Source organism: Halomonas salsilacus, assembly GCF_051216275.1.
Classification (GTDB): domain Bacteria; phylum Pseudomonadota; class Gammaproteobacteria; order Pseudomonadales; family Halomonadaceae; genus Halomonas.
This window is the reverse complement of sequence record NZ_JBPKAQ010000003.1, coordinates 250,677-272,241: the sequence shown is the minus strand read 5'-3', so window position 1 is coordinate 272,241 and position 21,565 is coordinate 250,677. Positions and strand designations below refer to the sequence as shown.

Annotated in this window: 16 protein-coding genes and 1 riboswitch; of the genes, 11 read left to right on the top strand and 5 right to left on the bottom strand. The window is 66.9% G+C overall.

Going from position 1 to position 21,565, the window contains the following annotated elements:
- Positions 1 to 149 precede the first annotated feature (149 nt).
- The 3 genes from ACR80S_RS06805 (at position 150) to ACR80S_RS06795 (ending at position 2,205) form a co-directional block, all read left to right on the top strand.
- Positions 150 to 1,007 carry a rhomboid family intramembrane serine protease gene (locus ACR80S_RS06805; protein WP_435402887.1) on the top strand — a complete coding sequence of 286 codons (858 nt, stop codon included), beginning with the start codon at positions 150 to 152 and terminating at the stop codon, positions 1,005 to 1,007.
- 69 nt (positions 1,008 to 1,076) lie between these two features.
- The gene (locus tag ACR80S_RS06800) at positions 1,077 to 1,361 is read left to right on the top strand and encodes a YeaC family protein (RefSeq protein ID WP_435401396.1); all 285 of its coding nucleotides are present in this window, start codon (positions 1,077 to 1,079) and stop codon (positions 1,359 to 1,361) included.
- 43 nt (positions 1,362 to 1,404) lie between these two features.
- Positions 1,405 to 2,205 carry a DUF2797 domain-containing protein gene (locus ACR80S_RS06795; RefSeq protein WP_435401462.1) on the top strand — a complete coding sequence of 267 codons (801 nt, stop codon included), beginning with the start codon at positions 1,405 to 1,407 and terminating at the stop codon, positions 2,203 to 2,205.
- A 54-nt stretch (positions 2,206 to 2,259) separates the two neighbouring features.
- Here the strand turns inward: ACR80S_RS06795 and ACR80S_RS06790 are convergent, their stop codons facing one another.
- Positions 2,260 to 3,348: a PA0069 family radical SAM protein gene (locus ACR80S_RS06790; RefSeq protein WP_435401397.1), complete on the bottom strand. Its 1,089-nt coding sequence runs from the start codon at positions 3,346 to 3,348 to the stop codon at positions 2,260 to 2,262.
- A 219-nt stretch (positions 3,349 to 3,567) separates the two neighbouring features.
- Positions 3,568 to 3,811: riboswitch (cobalamin riboswitch) on the top strand.
- A gap of 131 nt (positions 3,812 to 3,942) precedes the next feature.
- On the opposite strand from ACR80S_RS06790, the gene ACR80S_RS06785 reads away from it, so the two are divergent.
- The 4 genes from ACR80S_RS06785 to ACR80S_RS06770 are packed head-to-tail and all read left to right on the top strand — an operon-like array spanning position 3,943 to position 8,470.
- Positions 3,943 to 5,817, top strand: coding sequence for a TonB-dependent receptor domain-containing protein (locus tag ACR80S_RS06785; protein ID WP_435402886.1), 1,875 nt, complete (start codon positions 3,943 to 3,945; stop codon positions 5,815 to 5,817).
- The gene (locus tag ACR80S_RS06780) at positions 5,798 to 6,712 is read left to right on the top strand and encodes a cobalamin-binding protein (protein WP_435402885.1); all 915 of its coding nucleotides are present in this window, start codon (positions 5,798 to 5,800) and stop codon (positions 6,710 to 6,712) included. The genes ACR80S_RS06785 and ACR80S_RS06780 overlap by 20 nt, the downstream gene beginning before the upstream one ends.
- 10 nt (positions 6,713 to 6,722) lie before the next feature.
- The gene (locus tag ACR80S_RS06775; protein ID WP_435401463.1) at positions 6,723 to 7,703 is read left to right on the top strand and encodes a FecCD family ABC transporter permease; all 981 of its coding nucleotides are present in this window, start codon (positions 6,723 to 6,725) and stop codon (positions 7,701 to 7,703) included.
- The gene (locus ACR80S_RS06770) at positions 7,703 to 8,470 is read left to right on the top strand and encodes an ABC transporter ATP-binding protein (RefSeq protein ID WP_435402884.1); all 768 of its coding nucleotides are present in this window, start codon (positions 7,703 to 7,705) and stop codon (positions 8,468 to 8,470) included. Before ACR80S_RS06775 ends, ACR80S_RS06770 begins: the two co-directional genes overlap by 1 nt.
- 53 nt (positions 8,471 to 8,523) lie before the next feature.
- Here the strand turns inward: ACR80S_RS06770 and ACR80S_RS06765 are convergent, their stop codons facing one another.
- Positions 8,524 to 9,447, bottom strand: a complete 924-nt coding sequence (locus ACR80S_RS06765; protein ID WP_435401401.1) for a MurR/RpiR family transcriptional regulator — start codon at positions 9,445 to 9,447, stop codon at positions 8,524 to 8,526.
- Positions 9,448 to 9,695: 248 nt separating this feature from the next.
- On the opposite strand from ACR80S_RS06765, the gene ACR80S_RS06760 reads away from it, so the two are divergent.
- The 4 genes from ACR80S_RS06760 to ACR80S_RS06745 all read left to right on the top strand — a co-directional run bounded on the left by ACR80S_RS06760 (position 9,696) and on the right by ACR80S_RS06745 (position 15,729).
- Positions 9,696 to 10,517, top strand: coding sequence for an enoyl-CoA hydratase/isomerase family protein (locus tag ACR80S_RS06760; protein WP_435402883.1), 822 nt, complete (start codon positions 9,696 to 9,698; stop codon positions 10,515 to 10,517).
- A 107-nt stretch (positions 10,518 to 10,624) separates the two neighbouring features.
- Complete coding sequence (locus tag ACR80S_RS06755; RefSeq protein ID WP_435402882.1) at positions 10,625 to 12,829, top strand: acetate--CoA ligase family protein; 2,205 nt, start codon at positions 10,625 to 10,627, stop codon at positions 12,827 to 12,829.
- Entirely contained in the window at positions 12,826 to 13,659 is an 834-nt protein-coding gene (locus ACR80S_RS06750) for an enoyl-CoA hydratase-related protein (RefSeq protein WP_435401404.1), read from the top strand. The genes ACR80S_RS06755 and ACR80S_RS06750 overlap by 4 nt, the downstream gene beginning before the upstream one ends.
- A 174-nt stretch (positions 13,660 to 13,833) precedes the next feature.
- A complete protein-coding gene (locus ACR80S_RS06745) occupies positions 13,834 to 15,729 on the top strand; it encodes an SLC13 family permease (protein ID WP_435401405.1) in 1,896 nt (631 codons plus the stop codon).
- Between the two features lie 48 nt (positions 15,730 to 15,777).
- Here ACR80S_RS06745 and ACR80S_RS06740 read toward each other — a convergent pair whose 3' ends face one another.
- The 3 genes from ACR80S_RS06740 to betB form a co-directional block, all read right to left on the bottom strand.
- Positions 15,778 to 18,225 (bottom strand): acyl-CoA dehydrogenase, encoded by a 2,448-nt coding sequence (locus tag ACR80S_RS06740; protein ID WP_435402881.1) that lies wholly within the window; start codon positions 18,223 to 18,225, stop codon positions 15,778 to 15,780.
- Positions 18,226 to 18,373: 148 nt separating this feature from the next.
- Positions 18,374 to 20,071 carry a choline dehydrogenase gene (gene betA / locus ACR80S_RS06735; protein WP_435402880.1) on the bottom strand — a complete coding sequence of 566 codons (1,698 nt, stop codon included), beginning with the start codon at positions 20,069 to 20,071 and terminating at the stop codon, positions 18,374 to 18,376.
- Between the two features lie 9 nt (positions 20,072 to 20,080).
- A complete protein-coding gene (gene betB, locus ACR80S_RS06730; RefSeq protein WP_435402879.1) occupies positions 20,081 to 21,565 on the bottom strand; it encodes a betaine-aldehyde dehydrogenase in 1,485 nt (494 codons plus the stop codon).

Below are 21,565 nucleotides of genomic sequence, written 5' to 3'. Positions count from 1 at the left end.
GTTGGTGGACGCCGTGAACTCTCCGCGTCACCCGCCCTCAGAGTAGGTGTTCCCTTGAATGATCCCTTGCTCTTGTCCGGCGGCCCCCTCCGCCGGACTTTTTCTTTGTGCGCGGTCTAAACCCCCGTTATTCCGCTTCAGGAGGCGCCATGTACCGGGTGATGCAGCTGCCCCCCGACCTCGATGCCCGTGAGCTGCGTCGCGCGCTCTGGGCCCATCGCATCGGCCATTGGATCACCGAGGACGCCGAGGGCCAGACCCTGTGGCTCGCCGACCCCCGCCAGCAGGAGGAGCTGCAGCGGCTGCTGGTCCGCTGGCAGCGCGGCGAATCGCTGATTCCAAAGGGCCGTGCCTCGCCCCTGTCCTCGCTGCCCACCGCCTCCCTGCTGGCGCCGCTGCGCCTGGCGCCGGTCACGGCGATCACTTTGGCGCTGTGCCTGGTGGTGTTCGGCGCCATGGCGGTGCTCGGTGACCGGGTGATCGCCGCCCTTGCCATCGTGCCGCTGGGGGTGATCAACGGCAGCCTGGCGGTGGGCAGCCTGGTCGATGCGGTGCTGGCCGGCCAGTTGTGGCGCCCGCTGTCGCCGGCCTTCCTGCACTTCGGCTGGATGCACCTGATCTTCAACATGATGTGGCTGTGGTACTTCGGGCGCCAGGTGGAGGCGCTTCAGGGCAGCGGGCGCATGCTGTTGATCGTGGTGGCCGCCGGGATCGGCGCTAACCTGGCCCAGTACGCCGCCGGCACGGTGCTGTTTGGCGGCATGTCCGGGGTCGACTTCGCGCTGCTCGGCTATGTCTGGCTGATGTCGCGTCGGGCGCCAGGCAGCGGCTTCTTCGTGCCCCAGATGCTGGTGGTCTTCATGCTCGGCTGGATGATCTTCACCATGACCGACATGGCCGGTGCCGTGGGCTTCGGCAACGTGGCCAACGAGGCCCACCTGGGCGGGCTGGTCGTGGGCCTGGCACTGGGCTGGTACTATTCCGGGCGGGCGCGCCGGAAGCGCTGACCTCGCCGTCATGACATCGCGGCACGACATTGCGTCAGTACATTGCGTCAGTACACAGAGAGACGAACCATGAGCGACATGACCTTCGAGCGCATGATCCAGCAGATGACCCCGGCCATCTACCAGGGCCTCAAGCAGGCGGTAGAGCTGCGCAAGTGGCCGGACGGCCGCCTGCTCAGCCCCGAGCAGACCGAACTCTGCCTGGAGGCGGTGATGCGCTACGAGTTCGAGAACAACGTGCCCGAAGAGCAGCGGGTGGGCTATCTGCAGCAGCGCACCTGCGGCGGCGCCAGCAGCGGCGCCGGCGTCGATCCCGGGCTGGCGGGGCTGGCCAAGGACGCAGGTCGTGACTGAGTCGATCGTCGCGGCAACCGAAGTAGAAGGCTGCCTGACCAAGATGGCCATTGCGCCGGGGCAGGGGGGGCAGCCCGCCCGCTATACCCTGCGCGTCGGAGAGCAGCGGCTGGCGCTGAACGAATGCCTGGGCAGGCCGCTCACCCTTGCCTGGACCGGCGCCATTGCCTGCACCCACTGCGGCCGGGCGACGAAGAAGAGCTTCGCCCAGGGCTACTGCTATCCTTGCTTCAAGACGCTGGCCCAGTGCGATACCTGCATCATGAAGCCGGAGACCTGCCATTTCTTCGCGGGCACCTGTCGCGAGCCGGAGTGGGCCGAGCGCCACTGCTTTCAGCCGCATATCGTCTACCTGGCCAACGCCTCGGGCCTGAAGGTCGGCATTACTCGCGGCACCCAGGTGCCGACCCGTTGGCTCGACCAGGGAGCCGTGCAGGCGCTGCCGATCTTCGCCGTGGAGACCCGCCAGCAGTCGGGCTTCGTCGAGATGCTGTTCAAGGAGGAGGTCTCCGACCGCACCAACTGGCGTGCCATGCTCAAGGGTGACACCGTCGAGATGGACCTGCCCGCCGTGCGCGACCGCCTGCTGGCGCGCCTCGAGGGCGGCCTGGCCAACCTGCGCGAGCGCTTCGGCAATGATGCCATTCGCTTGCTCGAGGAACCGCCGGTGGCCCTCGACTACCCGGTGCTCGAGTACCCCACCAAGGTGGTTTCCCTCAACCTCGACAAGACCCCGGTAGTCGCCGGCATCCTGCTCGGCCTCAAGGGCCAGTACCTGATCCTCGACAGCGGGGTGATCAACCTGCGCAAGTACACCGGCTACGAGGTCAGGGTCGCCGCCTGAGGGCTCGGCTATCCTGTCTGGCGCCTGGGCCGTGGCGCTGATCGCGCTGCCGAGTCAGGCGAAGAGGTCGCCCTGCACATGGGGCGCTCGAAAGGCGTGGGTATCCAGCCGCATCGCCGCCTCGGCCTCCGGGGTATTCAGCCCCAGCCGCCGGCAGGCAGTGCGGAAGCGCTGCTCGAGCAGATCGGCGAAGACCCCCTCGCCGCGCATGCGGTGGCCGAAGCGCGGGTCGTAGTCCTTCCCGTTGCGACACTGGCGCACCAGGCTCATCACCTTGCCGGCGCGCCCCGGATGGTGGGTGTCCAGCCAGGCCTCGAACAGCGGGGCCACCTCATGGGGCAGGCGCAGCAGCATCCAGCCAGCGGTGGCGGCGCCGGCGTCCGCGGCCGCCGCCAGCAGGCGTTCCAGCTCGTGGTCGGTCAGCCCCGGAATCACCGGTGAGACCAGGGTGCCGACGGGAACCCCCGCGCCGCTCAGGGCGCGGATGACCCGCAATCGTGCGGCAGGCGAGGCGGCCCGGGGTTCCAGGGTGCGCTTCAGGTCGGCGTCGAGGCTGGTCAGGCTCACCATCACCCGGACCAGGCGGCGCTCGGCGAGTGCCTTCAGCAGATCCAGATCGCGCAGGATCATGGCGCCCTTGGTCACCAGGGTGACCGGGTGGCGGCACTCGAGCAGGAAGGCGAGCAGTTCCCGTGTGCGGCGCTGGCCGGCCTCGATGGGCTGGTAGACATCGGTGTTGCCGGCGAGGTTGATGGGCCGGCAGACATAGCCGGGGCGGCACAGTTCTTCCTTCAGGCGCTCCACCAGGCCGGTGCGGGCGATCAGCTTCGTCTCGAAGTCGAGGCCCGGCGAGAAGTCCCAGTAGGCGTGGCTGGGGCGGGCGTAACAGTAGATGCAGCCGTGCTCGCAGCCGCGATAGGGGTTGATCGAGCGGTCGAAGGGGAGGTCTGGGGAGGTGTTCCAGGAGAGCGCGCTGCGAGCAGGCTCCTCGCGCACCTCGGTGGCCAGGCTCGCCGGCGCCTCGTCCTGCCACCAGCCGTCGTCTTCCCCCACGCTTACGGTGGGGGAAAAGCGGTTGTGGGGATCGTAGTTAGCGCCGCGACCCTTGCGGGGGCGAGGGTCCCCTCGAGTCGGTGAGGCCATGGGGTAGCTCCATAACATATGTTAATATATACAGTATGTGGAATGATTGTAGCGTCTGTGATCCCGCTTGTCAGGGGCCGCTATCCAGGGAGGAGAAAGATGGCTGCTCAGCGCCTGGAACAGGTGGTGGTTCGGCGTTGGCTCTGCAATCGATTGAAATATAATGACTTTGAGTGAAGGTCTCGGCTTTCGGCGTTGACCACAGGACCGGTGCTTGCTAGCTTACGCGCACTCTAAGGTGCTGGCGGAGTGAGTGCCGCCAGGTAAACGGGAAGTCGGTTCGCGGTGCTCTTCCAAACAGTCCGCCAGTCCGACGCTGCCCCCGCAACGGTGATCGAGTCAAGAACCGCCACAGCGCCACTGTGCCCTCGGCATGGGAAGGCGGCGGTTCAGAAGGGGATCTTGCCTGTCGGCGAAGCCCTCGCTCGTCAGCCCGGAGACCGGCCCGAGAGCGCATGCTGGATCGCGGAGGGCGGTCATCTGGCAGGGCATCGCCGCACCCTACGCGCCGCTTCCCTTCCTGCTGTTCCTCTGCCCCGGCCCATTAAAAAAGTAGTACGCCGTGCGGGTGAGCACGGTGGACAAGGGACAGACATGAACACGACTTTCGCTCCCCGTGGCCTGGCGACCTTCGCTCTGGCCCTACCGCTGGCCGTCCAGGCCGCCGAACCGCAGTCCGACAGCCCCACCGAGATGCTGAGTCTCAACCCCGTGGTGGTGACCGCCGCCCTGGCCCCGCGTACCGCCGACCAGAGCCTGGCCTCGGTGACGGTGCTGGATGAAGCCACCCTGCGCCGCCAGGACCCCACCAGCGTGACCGACCTGCTGCGGGGTCAGCCGGGTGTGGACATCACCACCCAGGGCAGCTTCGGCAAGCAGAGCAGCCTCTTCCTGCGCGGCACCGGAAGCAATGCCAACGTGCTGCTGATCGATGGGATAAGGCTGAGATCCGCCACCAGCGGAGCGGCCTCCTGGGAGTTCTTCGACCCGCGGATGTTCGAGAGTGCCGAGATCGTGCGTGGCCCCCGCGGTAGCCTCTACGGCGCCGACGCGGTGGGGGGCGTCATCCAACTGTTCACGCCTGAAGGCGAGGAGGGTGCTCCCCAGCCGCGCGTTTCCGTGGGCGGCGGCGCCTTTAATACCCAGCGCTATAGCGCCAGCCTCACTGGCAGCAGCGGCGGCACCCGCTACTATCTAGCCGGCAGCCATATCGATACCGATGGTGACCCGGTGCGCGAAGGCGGCGACGACAGGGGCTACGACAATACCAGCGGCCTGGTACGGCTCTCGCATACCTTGGAGAACGATGCCCAAGTCGGGCTGCTGGCGCTTAGATCCCGAGGCAGTACAGAGTTCGATGCGCCCGGTGCCGCAACGGATGACTTCGTTCAGCAGGTGGTAGGTGTTTACGCTGAGCTGGCGGTGACGGGGAGTTGGAGGAGTCGCCTGACCCTCAGCGAAGCTCGCGATGAACGTGACACCCTGGCCCCGACCTATACCTCCCTGTTCGAGACGCGAGCCCGCACCGCTCAGTGGCAGAACACCCTGGCGCTGGGGCCCCACGAACTGGTGGCCGGTGCCGAGTATGCCGAGGATGACCTGGGCGACAGCCAGACCTCGGGGCTCGCCTTCGATGAGGAGAGACGATACAACCGAGCCGTGTTTGCGCAGGGTTTCCTGGATTTTCACCCGCTGACGACACAGCTCAGCCTGCGCCATGATGACAACCAGTCGTTCGGCGGGGAGCTGACCGGTAGCCTGGCCCTTGGCTATGCGCTGGATGAGCGGCATGTGGCGCGTGCCAGCTATGGGACGGCCTTTCGTGCGCCCACCTTCAACGAGCTCTATTTTCCCTTCGCGGGCTCCAGCAACCCCGACCTGAGCTCGGAAACGTCGAGTACCGTCGAGCTTGGCCTGCGAGGCCAGTACGGCAGCTGGTTCTGGGACCTCGCCACCTACCAGACGGAAGTGGATGACCTTATCGCTCTCGACGAGACGTTCCGCCCTGTCAACGTCAACGAGGCACGCATCCGCAGTGCCGAGCTGGCGCTGGGTGCCGAGATCGATGACTGGACCCTGGCCGCTGCCTTGACCTGGATGGACCCGGAGAGCCGCAGCGGCGATAACGCCGGCAAGCGCCTGGCGCGTCGTTCCACCGAGAGCCTGCGGCTGGATGTGGATCGGAAGTTGGGCGACTGGTCACTGGGCGGCTCCTGGATCGCCCAGAATCACCGTTACAACGACAGCGCCAACCAGCAACGTCTGCCCGGCTATGGCATCGTTAACCTGCGCGCCGGCTGGGACTTTGCCCCGCTGTGGTCGCTGCGTGCCACGCTGGAGAACGCGTTGGACAAGGAGGTTGTCACCGCCCAGGGCGCCGACTTCGATCCGGTCACCTTCCAGGCGATGCCGTTTGATTATATCAACGCCGGACGCGCGGCCTTCGTCAGTGTGCACTTTGGTCAGTAAACAAGGCCGGGTTTGGCGGCTTGACGGGCTCGTCCTGGCACTGCTGCACCTGGCAGCGGTGTCGGCCCTCGCCGGTGAGCGCTGTGCCGTTGATGATCGCGGCCACGAGGTGTGCCTGGCGGCCCCGGCAGAGCGCATCGCCGCGCTCTCGCCGGGCGCCACCGAACTGGTCTTCGCCGCCGGGGCGGGAGAGAGGGTGGTGGCGGTGGTGGCCCACAGTGACTATCCCCCCGAGGCTGCCAAGGTGCCCTCGGTTGGCAACCATACCCGGGTCGATCTCGAGACGTTGCTGGCGCTGGCGCCGGACCTGGTGATCGGGTGGATCACCGGCAACCCCGCCGAGCAGCTCGAGCGACTGGAGCGTCTCGGGCTGCCGGTGTTCCAGATCGAGCCGAGGGGCATCGAGGAGATTGTCAGTGCCATCGAACGCCTGGCGCACCTGGCCGGCAGCGAGGCGACGGGAGGTGCCGAGGCGGCACGCTTCCGCCGGGGCATGGCCGAGCTCGCCGAGCGCCATGCCGAGTCGGCCCCGGTGTCGGTCTTCTATCAGGTGTGGGATTCGCCGCTGATGACCATCAACGACGAGCACTGGATCGGCGAGGTCATCCGCCTGTGCGGTGGCGTCAATGTCTTCGCCAACCTGGATCGGCTGGCGCCGCGCATCTCCGAGGAGGCGGTGCTGGCTACCGACCCCGAGGCGATTCTGGCCGGCGGCATGGGCGAGGAGAACCGCGACTGGCTCGATCACTGGACCCGCTATCCCGAGCTCACCGCCGTGGCTCGGGAGAATCTTTTTTTCGTGCCGCCCTCGCTGATCCAGCGGCCCACACCTCGGCTGCTGGAGGGCAGTCGGCGGCTGTGTGATGCGCTGGAAGTCGCCCGTGGCCGGCGCTGAGCCGCTGCGCATGCCGTTAGCCGCCGGAGGCTGGGCGCTGCCGCTTGGCCTGCTGGCGCTGGCCTCGCTGATCGCCATCGCGCTGGCGGTGGCTGTGGGCAGCGTCGGCGTCGGCCTCGGCGAACTCTGGTCCGTGCTGCGCGGCGAGGGCGATGCCCTGTCGCGCACCCTGATCCTCGAGCTTCGCCTGCCCCGGGCGCTTGCAGCCTTCGCGGTGGGCGGGCTGCTCGCGGTGGCGGGTGCACTCATGCAGGTGCTGCTGCGCAACCCCCTGGCCGACCCCTATGTGCTGGGCCTTTCGGGCGGTGCCGCGGTGGGTGCCCTGGCCGCCATGTTGGCGGGGCTGGGCGGGGCGCTGATGACCGGTTCCGCCTTCGCCGGGGCCTTCCTCTCCACCCTGCTGGTGTTCGGCCTGGCCCATGGCACCGGTAGCTGGACGCCATCGCGGCTGCTGCTCACCGGCGTGGTGGTGGCTGCCGGCTGGGGGGCGGTGATCACCCTGATGCTGGCGGTGAGCCCGGTAGAACGCCTGCCCGGCATGCTCTACTGGCTGATGGGGGACCTGGCCCATGCCGGAGCGCCCTGGGCACCGCTGGCGTTACTGTTGCTGGCCTGTCTTGCCACCGTGCCCCTGGGGCGCAACCTCAACGTACTGGCCCGCGGGCCGCTCCAGGCGGCCGCCCTGGGCGTGACGGTGCGTCCCCTGGAGTGGAGTATCTATATTGTGGCCAGCGCGCTTACCGCCATGGCGGTGACCACCGCCGGCAGTATCGGTTTCGTGGGCCTGGTGGTGCCGCACATGCTGCGGCTGGTGCTCGGCAACGACCAGCGCCTGATCCTGCCCGCCTGCGCGCTGGGCGGTGGCACCCTGCTGGTGCTGGCCGATACCCTGGCGCGCACCGCGATTGCCCCCGAACAGCTGCCGGTGGGGGTGATCACCGCGTTGCTCGGGGTGCCCACCTTTCTCTACCTGCTCTACCGGAGCCGCTGATGAGCGGCCTGGAGACCCGCGAGCTGGTGATCGATGTGCCGGGGCGCGCCGACGGCGCCGCCCTGACGCTGGCCGTGGAGCCGGGCCAGGTGTGGGGCGTGCTGGGCCCCAACGGTGCCGGCAAGACCACCTTGCTGCATACCCTGGCGGGTCTGAGGTCTCCGCGGCGAGGTGATATCCGTCTCGATGATCAGCCGTTGGCCAGTCTTGGCCGGCGGCAGGTAGCCCGGCGCCTGGGGCTGGTCTTCCAGGACAGCCAGGATGGCTTCCCCGCCACGGTGCGGGAGACGGCACTGATCGGTCGTCATCCCTGGCTCTCCCCCTGGCAGATGGAGGGGGGCGAGGACCTGCGGCTTGCCGAGGCGGCACTCAAGCGGCTCGACGTGGCCCATCTGGCCGAGCGACTGGTCAGCACGCTCTCCGGTGGCGAGCGTCAGCGCCTGGCGATCGCCACGGTGCTGACCCAGGCGCCGCGTCTGTGGCTGGCCGACGAGCCTACCAACCACCTCGACCTGCATCACCAGACTGCCGTCATGTCGCTGCTCGCCGAGCAGGCAGCCCAGGGTCGGGCGGTGATGATGTGTCTGCATGACCTCAACCTGGCGGCGCGCTGGTGCGACCAGCTGTTACTACTGTATCCCGATGGCGAGGCGTGCTGGGGGCCCCGCGAGAGCATGCTGGTCCCCGAGGTGCTGGAGCAACTCTACGGCCAGCGTCTGGCCACCGCCTGGGTGGATGGTGCGCCGGTCTTCGTTCCTGCCCGCTAGCCTTGCTGGTCGGGAGTGTTTCCTGCCTTGCTCTAACTTCCGCAACTTCCGCTCTACCCCTGCTCCACGTAGGCGCCCATGGCGCGCATCCGCGACTCGAAGCTGGCCACGTTGTCCACCAGGTCGTCGGGGCCAAAGGCCACGCACTCCGCCAGCAGCACCTCGATCAGGGTGATCGCCGAAAGGATCGACGGGAAGAAGTGCGGGGTGGCGTTGGCCACCGGGAAGGTGATGGTGGCCCCCGGCACCAACGGCGAACGCATGGTATCGGTGACTACGATGGCGCTGACCCCGGCCGCCCGAGTGATCTCCAGCGCGCGCATGGTCTCGGCGCAGTAGGGCTCGAAGCCGAAGGCCACCACCACGTCTCCCTCGCTGAAGGGCGCGAGCTCGGTCAGCAGTCCCCCCTCCTGGCCGCGAATCAGCTGGATGTTGGGCATGGCGATGCGCCCCACGTAGGCGAAGTGGTAGGCGCAGGCGAAGGTGTCCCGAAACCCCACCACGGCGATCTTCTCCGCGGCCAGTAGCCGACGCGCGGCGTCGCGTACCCGCTGCTGGTTGTCGGCGGTGAAGAGGCGGCCGATGTTGTCGAAGGCGGCGTCGCCCACGTCGAGGAACACCTGATCGTCGGTCTGGCTGGCCAGGCTGCGCAGCTGATTGGCCCGCCCGGAGAGCTCCACGGGGCCGGCCTGTACCGCCGATTGGAACACCTCTCGGAACTGATCGAAGCTGTCGAAGCCCAGGCGTTTGGCCAGGCGCACCAGGGTCGAGGCGGTCACCGCGGCGGCAGTGGCCGACTTGCGGATCGACTGGAAGGCGATCTCCACCGGGTGTTCCAGCACATAGCCGGCGGCGAGCTTGAGCTGGGGGCTGAGCTCCGGGTAGGCCTCGGCGAGCTGACGGTTCACCGCATGCAGCCGGGCGGGGCCGCTGTCGGTGTCCGGCTCCTTGACGTCGCGTCGATCCTTTTCCAGCACGCTGTTCTCCTGGGGGGTGGTGCGGGAGCGCCATTGTACCTGATGCGCGACGCCTCAAGGGAAACATTCGTTTCTTTTTACATAAATCATGAAACGAACGTGTTGACCTGCCTGACGCCTTTGGCTAGGATGCGTAGAAGAACAGACGTGTTGCATGGGTTTAGATAATGACACGTTTGTTTCCACGCCGATGAACCATCGCCGTGGTTATCGAATTCGTCCGCCATGCCCCGAGAGTGCAGCTCTAAATGAACCAAGACGACAGCCAGTCACCGAATCCCCTTTCCCGAGACTACGAGACCCTGATCCTCCGCCGCCACGGCCAGGTGCAGGAGATCCGGTTCAACCGCCCCCACCGCCTCAACGCCGTGACCGAGGCGCTCTATGGTGAGCTCAATGATGCCCTGGGTCGTGCCGAGGCCGACAGCCAGGTGCGCGTCGTGCTGATCACCGGCGAGGGCCGAGCCTTCTGCGTGGGCGCTGACCTCAAGGAGCACAAGGAGGGGCGCACCGCCTTCGATCGCCGCCAGTACCTGCAGGGGGAGCAGGTCGTCTGCAGGCGCCTGATGCAGATGCAGACCCCGGTGGTCGCTGCCGTGAACGGCTTTGCGCTGGGCGCCGGGGCGGAGCTCGCCATCGCTTCGGATTTCCTGCTGATGGCCGAGAGTGCCCAGATCGGCCTGCCGGAGGTCTCCATCGGCAACTTCCTGGGCGGTGGCGTCACCTGGCTGCTGCCGCGCCTGGTGGGGCTGGCTAAGGCCCGCGAACTGGTCTTCCTGGGCGAGCGCATCGATGGCAACGAGGCAGTGCGTATCGGCCTGGCCAACCGCTGCCATGCCGACGAGGGCTTCTTTGATGCCGCCCTGGCCTTTGCCGAGAAGGTGGCGAGCAAGGCGCCGTTCTCCATGGCGCTTGCCAAGGAGCAGCTCACTTTCTCCGGCGAGCGCACCCTGGATGCCTGCCTGGCTGCCGAACTGGAAGGCATGACCTTCGTGGGCACCACTCGGGACTGGCAGGAGGGCGTCGATGCTTTCGCCGATAAGCGCGCGCCGCACTTCCAGGGGAAGTAAGCCCGTCCCTCCCGAACGTCCGTGAATCGCCCGGCGATCGGCCGGGCCGGTACCACTCTTCATTCGCCCACTCTTCATTCGCCCACGAGGGCAAGGTCAGCCAGCATATGAATCCCATCGAAGGACATCTCCCGACTCGCAGCCCCCTCCACGACATCCTGGCGCCCTCGGGTATCGCGGTGGTGGGGGCCTCCGCCGATCCCACCAAGCGTGGCTACAAGGCGATGGTCGGCCTGATCAAGGATGGCTATCGGGGCGACATCTACCCGGTCAACCCCAAGGCCGACATGATCCTCGGGGTCAAGGCGTGGCCCTCGGTCACGGCGATTCCCGGCAGCCCGGAACTGGCGCTGATCTGCACCCCGGCGGCCTCGGTGCCGGGACTGATCGCCGAGTGCGGGCGTCGCGGCATCAAGGGCGCGGTGATACTTGCCAGCGGCTTCGCCGAGATCGGCGGGGAAGGGGCCGAACTCGAACGGGAGATGATGGAGAAGGCCCGCGCCCACGGCGTGCGCATCATCGGCCCCAACACCTCGGGCCTCTTCAACCTGCATCACCAGATCAACCTGCTGTCGCTGGACAACATCAAGCCCGGCGGGGTGGGTATCATCTCCCAGTCCGGCAACATGCTGCTCTCGCTGGCGCTGGAGGCCCAGTACAACGGCCAGGTGGGCTTTTCCACCTACGTGGGCCCGGGCAACCAGAGCGATATCGGCTTCAATGACTACCTGCGCTACCTGGGCGAGGATGAGCACACCCGGGTCGCCACCCTCTACGTGGAGGGCTTCCGCGACGGGCGAAAGTTCCTCGAGGTGGCCCGCGAGGTGACGGCCATGAAGCCGGTGGTGGTCTACAAGTCCGGTTCTACCGAGGCCGGCCAGAAGGCCGCCAGCTCCCACACCGGGGCGCTGGCGGGCAGCTACGCCATGACCGTGGATCTGCTCAAGCAGGCCGGCGTCAGCGTGGTGCAGCACTCCGACGAGATCCTGCCGGTGGCCGAGGGGCTGGGCCTGCTGCAGAAGGCCCGCGGCAAGCGCGTGGCGGTGATCGCCGACGGCGGCGGCCAGGCGACCATCGCCTCTGACCGCCTGGCCGAGGCGGGCCTGGAACTCGCCGAGCTCTCCGAGGCGACCCGCCAGAGGCTGCGCGACGTGCTCTTCCCCCAGGCCTCCACCGTCAACCCGGTGGACGTGGCCGGCTCCACCGACGCCAATCCGTCACTGCTGGCCACCTGCATGGAGATCGTCGCCGCCGACGACAACGTCGACAGCGTCTTCCTGGTGGGCATGTTTGGCGGCTACAGCACCCGCTTTGCCGAATCGTTGCTGGGTGACGAGATGCGCGGCGCCGAGGCGATGGTCGATCTTTCCAAGGCCACCACCAAACCGCTGGTAATCTACAGCCTCTATGCCCCGATCAAGCCGCCGGCGCTGCGCCGCTTGCACGAGGCAGGCCTGCCCATCTACGCCTCCATCGAACACTCGGTGCGGGTGCTCTCGGCGTTGGGCGAACGCGGCCAGTACCTGGCCCAGGTGGGGCGCCAGAGCCGCGAGCGCAGCGTCGAGCCACTCCCCGAGCTCACCGCCATGTTCCAGCGTGCCCGGGTCGAGGGCCGCGACCTCTTCGAGTACGAGGCCAAGCAGCTGCTACGCGACCACGGCATCGAGGTGCCCCTTGAACTGGTGATCAGGAACGCGGCCGAACTGGCCGAGGCGGCAAAGCACTTTTCTGGAGCGAGTGGGGAGACGCCGCTGGCCATGAAGGTGGTTTCGAAGGACATCCTGCACAAGTCCGACGCCGGTGGCGTAAAGTTGAACGTCATCGGCGAGAGCGCCATGGGTGAGGCCCGCCAGGCCATTCTCGATGCCTGCCTCGCCTACGACCCGAGCGCCGAGATCGAGGGCGTGCTGGTGACCCCCATGGCGAAGAGGGGCATCGAGGTGATCCTCGGGGTCATCCGCGACCCAATCTTTGGGCCGGTGCTGATGTTCGGCCTGGGCGGCATCTTCGTGGAGATCCTCGAGGACGTGGCCTTCCGCGCCATCCCGCTGTCGCGCCGCGACGCCGAGGAGATGGTCGAGCAGATCAAGGCGAAGAGAATCCTCGGTGGTGTGCGCGGCGAGAAGGCGGTGGACCGGGCCGCCCTGGTTGACCTGCTGCTGAAGGTGTCGCGCCTCGTCGAGGCCTACCCGGCACTCTCCGAGCTCGACCTCAATCCGGTGATTGTCAACGCCGACGGCTATGCCGTGGTCGACGCCCGGGTTATTGTCGAGCGTTACGCCGAAACCACCGACAAGGACGCCGACGCATGAGCCCGATCTCTTCTCAATCCAGTATGTCTGGACCCGGCCTGCCTCAGCTGACCGACGCCCGCCTGACCCTGGAAGGGCGGGTGGCCACCCTGACATTGAATCGACACGACGTGCGCAATGCCCTCACCGGCACTGCCCTGGTGGACGACATCGTCGCCGTGGCCGAGTGGGTCAACCCCTGCGACGATGTCTCGGTGCTGGTGATCACCGGCGAGGGCAGTGCCTTCTCCGCCGGCGGCAACGTCAAGGATATGGCCAATCGTCGTGGCGATTTCGCTGGCGACGTGGCCAAGGTCTCGGCCCGCTATCGTCGCGGCATCCAGCGCATCCCGCTGGCACTTTCCGCGGTAGAGGTGCCGATCATCGCCGCCGTCAACGGACCGGCCATCGGAGCCGGCTTCGACCTGGCCAACATGGCTGATATGCGCATCGCCTCGAAGAAGGCCAAGTTCGGCGAGACTTTTCTCAACCTTGGGATCATCCCCGGCGACGGCGGCGCCTGGTTCATGCAGCGCCTGATCGGTTACCAGCGTGCCTTCGAGCTGACCCTCTCCGGCCGGATCATTGACGCCGAGGAAGCCAAGGCGTACGGCATCGTGCTCGAGGTGACCGAGCCCGAAGCGCTGATGGAGACGGTGGGCGAGCTGGCTTCGCACATCGCTGCCCAGCCGCCGAAGGCAACCCGGCTGACCAAGCGGCTGATGAAGATGGCGCAGCGCACCGAGCTCAAGGACTTCCTCGACCTTTGCGCGGTGTTCCAGGGCATGTGCCACAACGAGCCCGAGCATCTGGAGGCGGTCAACGCCATGTTGGAGAAGATGGCGAAATAGCCAGCCCAGACGCGGCTGGCATGCTCTTGACGACGCCCGGCCCTGGTCGGGCGTCGTCGTGTGCAAGATGGAAAGCACAGCCACAGCACAAAAATTGCTTGTCGTCGGGGTACTCGCCTGGCGATGCTGCAGATACTGATATAAGTATCGACACTCACAGGGAGGTGACGGGGCATGGCAGACAGCACCCTGCTCTTTATCGTGCTGGGCGCAACGCTTGCAGCCTTCGTCTGGGGGCGCTTTCGCTATGATCTGGTGGCGCTCTCGGCGCTGCTGGGCTCGGTGATATTGGGCCTGGTACCGGGGGAGGAGGCCTTCCTCGGCTTCGGCCATCCGGCGGTGATCACCGTGGCGGCGGTGCTGGTGCTCAGCCGCGGCTTCGAGCGCTCCGGGGTGGTCGACGTCATCGCCGACCAGGTGCTCAAGGTGGGCGATCGGCTCTTCCTGCAGCTGCTGGTGCTAACCGGCACCGTGGTGGTGCTCTCCGGCATCATGAACAATGTCGGCGCCCTGGCGCTGTTGCTGCCGGTGGCCATGCGCTTGGCCCGGGAGCACGATGCCTCGCCGTCGATCCTGCTGATGCCGCTGGCCTTCGGCTCACTGCTGGGGGGGCTCACCACTCTGATCGGTACCCCGCCCAATATCATCATCGCCAGCTACCGCGGTTCGATCACCGGCGAGACCTTCGGGATGTTCTCCTTCTCCCCGGTTGGTGTCGCAGTGGCCTTGGTCGGACTGGCCTTTATCGTGCTGCTGGGCTGGCGGCTGACGCCGCAGCGGGCCGGCAAGGCCTCCACCGAGGCCATGTTCGACACCGCCCACTACTTGGTTGAGCTGCGCGTCGGCGAGGAGTCCAAGGCCAACGGTCTCAGCCTGCGCGAGCTGCAGGAGGAGCTGGAGGAGACCATTCCAGTGCTGGCGGTGGTGCGCGACGAGAAGCGCCGGGCCGGCCACGCCTTCTTCGGCACGCTGAAGGAGGGCGATATCCTGCTGATGGAGGCGGGGCCCGAGGAGATGAAGCTGTTGGAGGACAAGGCGGACCTGAGTGTGGGCAAGGATGCCGAAGATGAAGGGGCAGAGGAGAGCGAAGACGACAACAAGGCGCAACGTACGAGTGAAACGAACCAACGCGACAGCGCAGACGAGGAGAAAGACAGGGGCAGCGACAAAGAAAAGAAGGGAAAAGAGAAAGACAAGAACGGCGTGGATACGGAGGGTCTGCAGCTGGTCGAGGCGGTGGTGCGCACCGACTCCATGATGGTCAACCGCACCATCACCCAACTGCGCCTTCACAACCAGTTCGGCCTGCACCTGGTGGCGGTGGCCCGGGACGGCGGTCGCCTCAAGCAGCGCCTGCACGAGATTCGCTTCCGCCCCGGCGACGTGTTGCTGCTTCAGGGTGGCGAAAGTGAACTCGCCGAGAGCCTGGCAACCCTGGGCTGCCTGCCGCTGGCGAAGCGTGACCTGAATCTTGGGCAGCCGCGCATGCTGCTGCTGTCGCTGGGCATTTTCGCCGCGGCCATTCTGGCGATGTTCTTCGATTTGTTGCCGGCGGCGGTGGCGCTCTCCACGGCGGCGCTGGTCTCGCTGCTGGTGGGGGTGCTGCCGCTGCGCGAGGGCTACCAGGCCATCGATGGACCGGTGATCGTGCTGCTCGGGGCGATGATTCCGGTGGGGCAGGCGTTGGAGACCAGCGGCGGAGCGGCGCTGATCGCCGAGTCCATGCTTGTCTGGGGCAGCGAGTGGCCGGTGATCGTGACCCTGATCGGTCTCTTCGTACTCTCCATGGTGCTCTCCAACATCGTCAACAACGCCGCTGCGGCGCTGCTGATGGCGCCTATTGCGGCGAGCCTGGCCAATGGCTTCGGCGCCTCGGTTGACCCCTTCCTGATGGTGGTGGCAGTCAGCGCCTCCTGCGCCTTCCTCACCCCCATCGGCCACCAGTCCAATACTCTGGTAATGGGTCCCGGTGGCTACCGCTTCGGCGACTATTGGCGTATGGGCCTGCCACTCTCCCTGGTGGTGCTGGCGGTGGCAACACCCATGATTCTGCTGGTATGGCCCCTGTAGTAAAACGCCCCGGCCAGTTGGCCGGGCGCAGGGTTGGCGAGGGCGTCGTCAGGCGGCGTTGTGTCGCAGTACCTTGGCCTTGTCGATGACGAAGGCGTCGTACTCGAAGTCGTCCACGGTGAGCAGCTCCAGCACCCGAGCCTCGCGCTCGCGCATGAAGGTGGCGTCCTCCTCGCCGATGAGGCCGGCCTTGGCGGCTTCCTCCACCCGTTGTTCGGGATGCAGGGCCTCCGCGGGCAGCCCCCCCCTGGCATAGGCCTTGTTGACGGTGCGGTAGAGGGCTTCGGCTCGCTCCTGGGTTGTGAGCAGGGCGTTGTACTGTGCCAGGAAGTTGGGTTGGCTGCCGTCGTCGGCCTCCCAGGTCTCACGCAGCAGCTTCTCGCGCAGGGCGGTGTCTCGTGAGACGGCCTGGGCGATGGTGCGGGCCAGATCGTCGTGGGGGCGCTTGACGCGCTTGCCCCGCGGCATCACCAGGACGCGTAGCACCGCGACCAGCGCCCGGTTGGGCAGGTTGTCGAACAGCTCGTCCAGAGCCTGCTCGGCGCGGCCCAGCAGAAGCTGGCAGCTATAGTGCATGAGCGCCGCCTCGTCCTCGACCTGGTCGCCCTCGTGCCACTGCTTGATCACCATGGAGGCCAGGTAGAGGTTGGAGAGCACGTCGCCGAGCCTGGCGGAGAGCATCTCGCGCTGCTTGAGGGTGGAGCCGAGGCTGGCCATGGCGGCGTCCGCGCACAGGCCGAAGCCGGCGGAGAGTCGCGCGATCTCGCGAGCGTAGGGTGCGGCAACCGCATCGAAGGGCACGGCCGGCTTGCCGATGCCGAGCCCCTGGGTGAAGGCGCGGGCGGCGTTGCCGAAGATCAGCCCGGCGTGGTTGAAGAACGCCTTGTCGAAGGCCTGGATATCATCGGCGTCCTTGGCGGCGAGCTCGTCGAGCACGTAGGGATGGCAGCGGATCGCGCCCTGGCCGAAGATCATCAGGTTGCGGGTCATGATGTTGGCGCCTTCCACGGTGATCGCCACCGGGTTGGCGCTGTAGCCGATCCCCAGGTAGTTGCGCGGGCCGAGGGTGACCGCCTTGCCACCGTGGATATCCATGGCGTCGCTGAGGACGACACGCTGGAACTCGGTGAGCTGGCTCTTGAGGATCGCCGAGGGCACCGCCGGCTTCTCGCCGCGGTCGATGGTGTTGGCGGTCTGATAGACCGCGGCCTGGGCGATATAGCCCAGCGCCGTCATGCGTGCCAGCGGCTCCTGCACACCCTCCATCTCGGCCACCGGGACGTTGAACTGCCGGCGAATGCGGGCGAAGCCGCCGCTCCAACCGATGGCGTAGCGGGCGGTGCCGGTGGCGCCGGAGGGCAGGGTGATGCAGCGGCCGATGGAGAGGCACTCCACCAGCATCCGCCAGCCTTGACCGATCATCTCGGTGCCGCCAATGATGGTGTCCAGCGGGACGAAGACGTCTTTGCCCTTGATGGGCCCGTTCAGGAAGGGGCTACCGATGGGGTGATGGCGGCGGCCGATCTCCATGCCGGCGGTGTCGCGGGGGATCAGCGCCAGGGTGATGCCGCGATCCTCCTCGTCGCCCAGCAGGTGCTCCGGGTCGAACAGGCGGAAGGCCAGGCCCACCACGGTGGCGATGGGCGCCAGGGTGATCCAGCGCTTCTCGAAGTTGAGGCGCACGCCGAGCACCTCCTTGTCGTCGATGACCTGCTTGCAGACCACGCCGGTGTCGGGGATGGCGGTGGCGTCACTTCCGGCTCGGGGGCCAGTGAGGCCGAAGCAGGGAATCTCGCGGCCGTCGGCCAGGCGCGGCAAGTAGTGGTCCTTCTGCTCTTCGGTGCCGTACTTGAGCAGCAGCTCACCCGGGCCCAGGGAGTTGGGTACGCCCACGGTGACCATCAGGGTCTCGTTGATGGAGAGCTTCTGCAGCACCAGCGACTGCGCCTTGGCTGAGAAGCCCAGGCCACCGTAGGCTTTGGGGATGATCATCCCGAAGTAGCGTTCCTGCTTGAGGTGGTCCCAGAGTTCCTGGGGCAGGTCGGCGCGCTCTTTGGCGATGTCCCAGGCGTTGCACATGCCGGCGGCGACCGAGCACTGGTTGTCGAGGAAGGTGCGCTCCTCGTCGCTCAAGCCTTCGTCCTTGAAGGCGAGCAGCACCTGCCAGTCGGGCTTGCCGGTGAACAGCTCACCGTCCCATGCCACGCTGCCGGCCTCCAATGCGGTGCGCTCGGTGTCGGAGACCCTGGGCGAGACCGTCTTGAACAGGGCGAACAGGCGCGGGGTCAACCACTTGCCGCGCAGTGCCGGCAGGCCTGCCACGGCCACGGCGATGGCGCCGAGCAGCAGCAGGATACCGAGCAAGCTGGAGGCGACGAGCAGACTGGCCAGGCCGGTGATGGCCAGCACCGCCAGGGCGGGCAGGGCACCCGACTCGCGGCGCATCACCGCCAGCAGGCCGACAGCGGCCACGATCAGCAGGATCAGGGTGAGCATGGGGGGAGACTCCGATTGTGATGAACGTCAAGAATTCGAACAGATGTTTGAATACTTGCAGACTAGCCCATCCCCATGCAACCGGCCAACAAAAGAACGATATAGGGGTTTGATTCGGCGCTCCTTGCCCCATCTAGCGATGAGACAGTCAGGCTTGATCGAAGCGGCGCCGGGGCTCTCCTCGTACCGGGGTGTCGCCTGCCACGTAGTAGCGGGCGTCGCTTTTCGGCAGCGGTTCGCGGCCGCGGATCCTGTCGGCGATCTTCTCGGCTAGCATGATCGTCGGCGCGTTGAGGTTGCCGGTGGGAATCATTGGGAAGAGCGAGGCGTCAGCGACCCGCAGGCCCTCCACGCCGTGCACCCGGCCGGCGCCGTCCACCACGGCGTCGTCCCCTTCGCCCATGCGGCAGCTGCCGCAGGGGTGGTAGGCGGTCTCGGCGTGGGCCTTCACGAAGGCGTCCAGCTCAGCATCGGATTGCACGTCTGGCCCCGGCGCGATCTCGCGACCACGATAGGCGTCGAAGGCGGGCTGCGCGATGATCTCGCGGGTTAGGCGGATGGCGTCGCGGAACTCCTGCCAGTCCTTCTCGGTGGACATGTAGTTGAACAGGATGCTGGGTGCGGCCTCGGGGTCCCGGGAGGTCAGGCGGATGCGACCGCGGCTCTCCGAGCGCATGGAGCCCACGTGAGCCTGGAAGCCGTGGGCCTGCACCGCGCTCTTGCCGTTGTAGCTGATGGCGATGGGCAGGAAGTGGTACTGCAGGTTGGGCCACGCCTCCTGATCATTGCTGCGAATGAAGCCGCAGGATTCGAACTGGTTGCTGGCGCCGATGCCGCTGCCAAGGAAGAGCCACTGGGCGCCGATCTTCGGCTGGTTGACCCACTTCAGCGCCGGGTAAAGGGAGATCGGCGCCTTGCACTCGTACTGGATGTACATCTCCAGGTGGTCCTGGAGGTGGGCGCCGACGTTGTCATTGACGTGGACCGGCGCGATACCGAATTCGTCCAGGACATTCTTCGGGCCGATGCCGGAACGCTGCAGGATCTGCGGGGAGGCGATGGCGCCGCTGCACAGTAGTACCTCGCGGCGGGCGCGTACCCGCTGGGTCTGGCCCTTTTTCCGGTAGCGCACACTCACCGCTCGCTTGCCCTCGAACTCGATGACGTCGGTAATGGCTCGGGTCTCGATGGTGAAATTCTCGCGCCCCCTGGCCTGGTCCAGGTAGCCGCGGGCGGTGGAGGCGCGTCGGCCGCCCGGGGTGACGAAGCGGTCCATGGGGCCGAAGCCCTCCTGCTGGTAGCCGTTGACGTCCTCGGTTTCCGGGTAGCCGGCCTGCTTGCCCGCCTCGATAAATGTGCGATAGAGCGGGTTGTTGCCTTCCTTGGGTGTCGTGACACTGACCGGCCCGTCGCCGCCGTGGTAGTCATCGGGCCCGATATCGCGGCTCTCGGACTTGCGAAAGTAGGGGAGGCAGTCGGCGTAGGTCCAGTCCGACAGGCCCGGCGCCTTGGCCCAGTGGTCGTAGTCCAGGGCATTGCCGCGGATGTAGCACATGCCGTTGATCAGCGAGGAGCCGCCCAGGCCCTTGCCACGGCCGCACTCCATGCGCCGGCCGTCCATGTGCGGCTCGGGGTCGGTCTCGAAGGCCCAGTTGTAGCGCTTGCCCTGCAGCGGGAAGGCCAGCGCCGCCGGCATCTGGGTGCGGAAATCGAAGCGGTGGTCGGGGCCGCCGGCCTCGAGCAGCAGCACCGTGACGTCTTCGTCCTCGGTGAGGCGGGTGGCCAGCACGTTGCCGGCGGAGCCGGCGCCGATGATCACGTAGTCGAATTCGCGAAGCTCGGTCATGTAGCCTCCTTAAAACACCGACTCGAAGGGGCCCATTTCCACCTGCACCGACTTGGTCTGGGTGTAGTGGGCCAGCGTCTCCAGGCCATTCTCGCGGCCTATACCGGACTGCTTGTAGCCGCCCACCGGCATCTCGGCGGGGGACTCGCCCCAGGTGTTGATCCAGCAGATGCCCGCCTCCAGGCGGTGGATGACCCGATGGGCGCGGTTGAGGCTCTCGGTGAAGACGCCGGCGGCCAGGCCGTAGTGGGTATCGTTGGCGCGGCGGATCACCTCCTCCTCGTCATCGAAGGCCAGGATCGCCATCACGGGACCGAAGATCTCCTCTCGCACGATGCGCATCTCGTCGCTGCAATCGGTGAACACCGTGGGGGCGGCCCAGGCGCCTCTTGACCAGTCAACACCGCCAGCGTCGCCTTGATTCCAGGTATCGCCGCCGGCCAGCACCCGGGCACCCTCCTGTTTGCCGAGCGCGATGTAGGAGAGCACCTTTTCCTGGTGCTCGAAGCTGACCAGGGGGCCGAAGTTGACACTCGGGTCCATCGGGTCGCCGGCTCTAATGCGGCCGACCCGCTCCTTGATCTTCGCCTCGAAGGCGTCCTTCACGGCGCGCTCGACGAACACCCGGGTGCCGTTGGTGCAGATCTGCCCGCTGGAGTAGAAGTTGGCCATCATCGCGGCGTCGGCGGCGCGATCGAGGTCGGCATCATTGAAGACGATCAGCGGCGACTTGCCGCCCAGTTCCATGGTGACATCCTTCAGGGTGGAGCCCCCGGCGGCGGCCATTACCTTCTTGCCGGTTCCCACCTCCCCGGTGAAGGAGACCTTGTCGATGCCCGGGTGTCCGGTCATCAGGGCGCCAACGCGGCCGTCGCCATGGATCACGTTGAAGACGCCATCGGGGAGCCCGGCCTCGGTCAAGATCGCGGCCAGCTTCATGGCGGTGAGCGGGGTCACCTCACTGGGCTTGAAGACCACAGCGTTGCCGGCTGCCAGGGCCGGGGCGGCCTTCCAGCAGGCGATCTGGAGGGGGTAGTTCCAGGCGCCGATGGCACCGATCACGCCCAGCGGCTCGCGGCGGGTGTAGACGAAGGAGTCCTCGCGCAGCGGGATCTGGGTGCCCTCGATGACGGCAGCCAGGCCGGCGTAGTACTCCAGGGCGTCGGCGCCGGTGACGATGTCCACCGCGGCGGTTTCGCTGATCGGCTTGCCGGTGTTGCGGGTCTCGAGTTCGGCGAGTTCGTCGTTGCGCCCACGTAGCAAGGTTACGGCGCGATTCATGATGCGGCCGCGCTGCATGCCGCTCATGGCGGCCCATTCGCGCTGGCCGCGGCGGGCAGCGGTCACGGCGGCGTCCACGTCGGCTGCTGAGGCTTGCTGCACGCCGGCCAGCCGGCTGCCGTCGAAGGGGTTAACGACCTCGAAGGTGGCGCCTGAACTGGCGTCTACCTCTCGGCCATCGATGTAGAGGGGTACGGGGTCTCGCTGTGTCAT

Coding starts and splice junctions, on each gene's coding strand:
- ACR80S_RS06755 (WP_435402882.1), top strand. CDS start 10,625: ATGAATCCCATCGAAGGACATCTCCCGACTCGCAGCCCCCTCCACGAC.
- ACR80S_RS06800 (WP_435401396.1), top strand. CDS start 1,077: ATGAGCGACATGACCTTCGAGCGCATGATCCAGCAGATGACCCCGGCC.
- ACR80S_RS06790 (WP_435401397.1), bottom strand. CDS start 3,348: ATGGCCTCACCGACTCGAGGGGACCCTCGCCCCCGCAAGGGTCGCGGC.
- ACR80S_RS06775 (WP_435401463.1), top strand. CDS start 6,723: ATGCCGTTAGCCGCCGGAGGCTGGGCGCTGCCGCTTGGCCTGCTGGCG.
- betB (WP_435402879.1), bottom strand. CDS start 21,565: ATGACACAGCGAGACCCCGTACCCCTCTACATCGATGGCCGAGAGGTA.
- ACR80S_RS06795 (WP_435401462.1), top strand. CDS start 1,405: ATGGCCATTGCGCCGGGGCAGGGGGGGCAGCCCGCCCGCTATACCCTG.
- ACR80S_RS06785 (WP_435402886.1), top strand. CDS start 3,943: ATGAACACGACTTTCGCTCCCCGTGGCCTGGCGACCTTCGCTCTGGCC.
- ACR80S_RS06750 (WP_435401404.1), top strand. CDS start 12,826: ATGAGCCCGATCTCTTCTCAATCCAGTATGTCTGGACCCGGCCTGCCT.
- ACR80S_RS06760 (WP_435402883.1), top strand. CDS start 9,696: ATGAACCAAGACGACAGCCAGTCACCGAATCCCCTTTCCCGAGACTAC.
- ACR80S_RS06770 (WP_435402884.1), top strand. CDS start 7,703: ATGAGCGGCCTGGAGACCCGCGAGCTGGTGATCGATGTGCCGGGGCGC.
- betA (WP_435402880.1), bottom strand. CDS start 20,071: ATGACCGAGCTTCGCGAATTCGACTACGTGATCATCGGCGCCGGCTCC.
- ACR80S_RS06745 (WP_435401405.1), top strand. CDS start 13,834: ATGGCAGACAGCACCCTGCTCTTTATCGTGCTGGGCGCAACGCTTGCA.
- ACR80S_RS06740 (WP_435402881.1), bottom strand. CDS start 18,225: ATGCTCACCCTGATCCTGCTGATCGTGGCCGCTGTCGGCCTGCTGGCG.
- ACR80S_RS06805 (WP_435402887.1), top strand. CDS start 150: ATGTACCGGGTGATGCAGCTGCCCCCCGACCTCGATGCCCGTGAGCTG.